4 protein-coding genes, 1 tRNA gene and 1 pseudogene are annotated in these 4,250 nt (G+C 64.0%); 3 read left to right on the forward strand and 3 right to left on the reverse strand.

Annotation, left to right across the window (positions count from 1 at the left end):
- The 3 genes and pseudogenes from AC1D2K_RS30940 to AC1D2K_RS30950 form a co-directional block, all read left to right on the forward strand.
- Positions 1-632: pseudogene (locus AC1D2K_RS30940) on the forward strand (radical SAM family heme chaperone HemW); the annotation flags it as partial.
- Between the two features lie 16 nt (positions 633-648).
- The gene (locus AC1D2K_RS30945; protein ID WP_478093789.1) at positions 649-1,335 is read left to right on the forward strand and encodes a TetR/AcrR family transcriptional regulator; all 687 of its coding nucleotides are present in this window, start codon (positions 649-651) and stop codon (positions 1,333-1,335) included.
- 39 nt (positions 1,336-1,374) lie between these two features.
- A tRNA-Ser gene (locus tag AC1D2K_RS30950) sits at positions 1,375-1,459 on the forward strand.
- Positions 1,460-1,676: 217 nt separating this feature from the next.
- Here AC1D2K_RS30950 and AC1D2K_RS30955 read toward each other — a convergent pair.
- The 3 genes from AC1D2K_RS30955 to AC1D2K_RS30965 form a co-directional block, all read right to left on the reverse strand.
- On the reverse strand, positions 1,677-2,705 hold the full coding sequence (locus tag AC1D2K_RS30955) for a HupE/UreJ family protein (RefSeq protein ID WP_478093794.1): 1,029 nt from the start codon (positions 2,703-2,705) through the stop codon (positions 1,677-1,679).
- 5 nt (positions 2,706-2,710) lie between these two features.
- Positions 2,711-3,598, reverse strand: a complete 888-nt coding sequence (locus AC1D2K_RS30960; protein WP_478093790.1) for a peptidyl-prolyl cis-trans isomerase — start codon at positions 3,596-3,598, stop codon at positions 2,711-2,713.
- Between the two features lie 6 nt (positions 3,599-3,604).
- The coding region (locus AC1D2K_RS30965) for a DUF3604 domain-containing protein (RefSeq protein WP_478093792.1) at positions 3,605-4,250 on the reverse strand (646 nt) is incomplete at its 5' end.

Genomic DNA, 4,250 nt, shown 5'->3' on the forward strand with positions numbered 1-4,250 from the left:
CCCTCGAAGGCCTCGACGCCGACCTCGACCAGGCGCTGGCGCTGCAGCCGCCGCACCTGTCGGTCTATCACCTGACCATCGAGCCCAACACCTACTTCGCCAAGTTTCCGCCCGTCATTCCCGAGGACGACGCGGCCTACGAGATGCTCGACCGCATCACGGAGCGCACGGCCGCCAGCGGGCTCCAGCGCTACGAGATCTCGGCCTATGCGCGCGCCGGCCACGTCTGTGCGCACAACCTGAACTACTGGCAGTTCGGCGACTACCTGGGCATCGGCGCCGGCGCCCACAGCAAGCTGAGCTTCGCGCACCGGGTGGTGCGGCAGGTGCGCTTCCGCGAGCCGCGGCTGTACATGGACAACGCGCTCGCCGGCCGTGCCGTCGCCCAGAGCGACGAAGTCGGCATCGGCGCGCTGCCCTTCGAATTCATGCTCAATGCCTTGCGGTTGAAGGACGGCTTCACGCTGGCGCAGTTCGGCGAGCGCACCGGCCTGGCCATCACCTCCATCCAGCGAGGCCTTGAAGAGGCCGAGCGCAAAGGTTTGATACAAAGAGACTTGGCGCGCGTCTGGCCGACGACGCGTGGCTTCGACTTCTTGAGCGATCTGCAGTCCATCTTCCTGCCGGACTGACGACGAGCAACAGCCCATGGACAAGAACGACACGGACAACTCAGAGACAACCAAGCGCCGCTCGCGGGGCCGGCCCAGCCCCGAGCAGGCGGCTGCGCTGCGCGAAGCCTTCCTGGCGGCGGCGCTGGAGTCCTTCCTGGAGAAGGGCTACTCGGCCACCAGCATCGAGGCCATCGCGCGCGAGGCCGGCGTGGCCAAGATCACGATCTACCGCCAGTTCGACAACAAGGAGGCGCTGTTCCGCGAAGTGGCGCACCGTGCGGTCAGCAATGCGCGCGAGACCATGCAGAACGCCTTGGTGCACCCCGGCAGCGACGACCGCCAGACGCTGATCGACCTGGTCGAGCGGCTGTACCTGAGCGCCACCGAGCCCAAGACCCTGGCCCTGATGCGGCTGGTGATCGCCGAGGCGATGCGCTTCCCCGAACTGGCGAAGTCGCTCTACGTGGAGAACAGCTACGTGATCGCGCCGGTGGTCGAGTACCTGGCCGAGGCGCACCGCGCGGGCCGGCTGCGCGTGCCGTCGCCCGAACTGGCCGCCGTGCAGCTGTCGAACCTGGCTTTCGGCGGGGTGCGCTTCTTCATCTCGAAGCCCCTGGCGGGGCCGGAGGAGCGCCGGGTGTGGGCCGAAGGCATCGCGGACCTGGTGCTGCGGGGGTGGGCGCCGGCTTCCGCGACCGGGGCCGTCCACGGCTCAGTCTAAAATCGCGACCCTGCCTTCCCGCGCGACGAAGGCAGTCCAGGAGAGTTGGGTGAGTGGTTTAAACCAGCAGTCTTGAAAACTGCCGACGGGCAACCGTCCGTGAGTTCGAATCTCACACTCTCCGCCGGATGGCGATGTCTCTCATCGACGCTCGGGCAGTTCGATATCCTTACCCATCCGTATACCCATCCGCCGGCAGTGTGACTGGGTGGTATTTACTGAGGGTGTGTGACACTGGTCAACTTCCGCAGTTGRCCCATCAGCCGACATTGCTCAACGTCCGCTCTCGAGCGTCTCATCACCGCCGTAAGTTCCGGCGTGCATTCTTCAAGAATCGCGTTTCAAGCCCAGAATGCGGCGACGCGCCCGACGAACCAGAATCCCGCTACCGCGCCGATGGCATACGGCGCAGCCTGAGCGAAGCGCCGCCCGACGGCGAACGGGACCCCTACCCGTCGCGCAAACCAAAACGCCCCCAGCAAGGTGCCGATGAAGGCAAGTTGCCCCAATTCGACGCCGATATTGAACGACAGCAGTGCAAGGGGGATGTCGCCTCGCGGCAGGCCGATCTCGGACAGGGCGCCCGCGAAGCCGAAGCCATGCAGCAATCCGAAGCAGAAAGCGATCACCCAAGGCCATCTTGCCGTCAGGCTGGATTCGCCTCGCCTTGCGCGAATGATTTCGCTGGCGAGCAGCAGCACGGAAAATGCGATCGCGGCCTCGACTGGCGGTCCTGGAACATGGACCACGCCCAGCGCGGCGAGCGCGAGCGTGATCGAATGTGCGAGCGTGAAGGCGGTGATGGACCCTATCAGCGCGCGAGTACCTCGCGCGATCAACAGCATCGCGAAGACAAACAGCAAGTGATCGTACCCGCCGAGAATATGCTCGATGCCGTGCCTGATGAACGCGCCCGCGATGGCGAGCGGCTCCTCCGCAGGCGCAGATATTTCGACCCAAGGTTGCGATGACCTTACCAATCTCGTCGTCGTCTGACCATCAGCGAGCTGGATGCGTACCAGCACGTCCGTGATCGTGCCTTGCAAACCGGTGAACTCGATGCGGCGACCCGCGAGGCTGCCCGGCACCTCGATCACGCGGCGTTCGACCAGCGAATCCGAGAGCTCCTGGGTGTGCGGCGCGACAACGTCATGCGTCCCGTCGGGAAGCTCGAGCACAACCGGTAGCCTCATGCCCGCGAGCACAGGGGTTCGCCAGAGCACGTCGTAGCGCTCGGTCGTCGTCTGCCTGAGCTCCAAGTAGGCGGGTCGCGCGTCGTGTGCGGCTGCCGGGAAAGCGAGCGCGATCAGCGAGGCGCCAAACAAAGCGAGCGCGCCCCCGCCCATGACGAGGCGACAAAGCGCGAGCATTGCCTTCACTTCGCAGCGCCAGTGGGAGGCTGAGGGTTCGGCCCATCCTTTGGTGCCGGCAGCACGACGTCGTAGCGCGCGCGCATCGCCTCGTACATCCGGCCCTTTACTTCGTCACGTCGGTCCTCGATCCATAGGGACCTGACGTTCGCCTCGACCTCCTCGTATTCAGGGATCCGCTGAGGTGTGATCGACTCTGCGAACACCACATGCCACCCGTAACCAGACTCGATCGGGCCAGCCCACTGGCCCGGCGCGAGCTTCACCAGGGCACGCGCGAAGTTGGGACCGAACTGCCGCGCGATCTCGTCGAACGGTCGATCACCGTAGTACTGCTGGTACATGAACGGATCTCCCGCCGTAGCGATGCCTGGCGAATCCATCGGCTTGCCGTCAAGTTGGGTCAATGCGCTCTCGGCATCCGCCCGGACCTTCGCGCCGCGGCGATCGGGAGAGAAGTAGATGTGGCCGAACGTGATGCGCGGAGGCAGCGCGAATCTCTCACCGTTCTTCTCGTACCACGCCTTCAGTTCCTCTGGCTTGGGCTCCTCCAGCTTGGAGACGTCCTCGGCCAGGAACTCCATCTTGCGTGCGAGCTGGCGCTGAACGATGGTGTCGCCCTTGTCGAGTCCAAGCGCCAAGGCTTCGCGATAGAGCACCTCCTGACGAATCCTGTCCTCCACGAGCCGTTGCATTTGCTCCGGCGTAGGCGGCGCGCGTCCCGCCAACACCCAGGTGGTGGCAAGCTGTTTCAAATCATCGTCGGTCAGCTCGATGCGACTCCTTCTTTCGAGGGCAGTCGAGTCGGGACTGACCGCCTTCCACGTCGCAAAGAGGAGAACGCCGACAATGAGAAATTGGAGCAAAGGCTCCCGCAACAAGCGCGCAATCATCGCGGCTCAATTGAACGGTGCGAGTTCAGTCACGTTGGGAATGATCTCGTAGTTTGCATACCCGAACTCGTTGCTCCGCGCACCGACGTATTTGTCGCCCACCTTGTAGACCGCAATCTCGATCGGGGTGCCTGCGAGCACAGTGACGATCTTCCCGTTGTTGATGAAATACGAGCTGGCATTCGCGAGATAGCTTGCGTCGGCCACATTGCCTGTCAGGCTGGGGAGCGTCATTTTCTTTCCGACGTAACGCAACTGGAACTGCGACTGATTTCCTGCGAATTGTTGCGTGATGTACCCGGGCTGAAGTGGCTCGGCCGGCTTGCCCGACGCGCTTTTGCCCGAGGCTCCATAGACGACCTGGTACTTGTCGCCGGTGACGTTGTTCTGCAGCCACGGCGACTTCGATACGAGCAGTCCTTTCAACTGAGCGTCGTTGAGGCGCACCGCGCCTTTCGCTTTCAGATCGGCCAGCGTCATTCCTGCCTTTGCATTCCTGCGCGCCTCGGGACTGGGCGTGTACCAGATGGGCGAAGTCCACGCCCGTTCTTGGACCGTAGCGGGGACCACGTCGGGAGGTGCCACGCCGACTTGCTTTGCCTGGATCGTCGTCCAGCGTGGCGTCGGGATCTCCAGCACGCGGGCGTAGTAG

Source organism: Variovorax sp. P1_H12_2, from assembly GCF_056405335.1.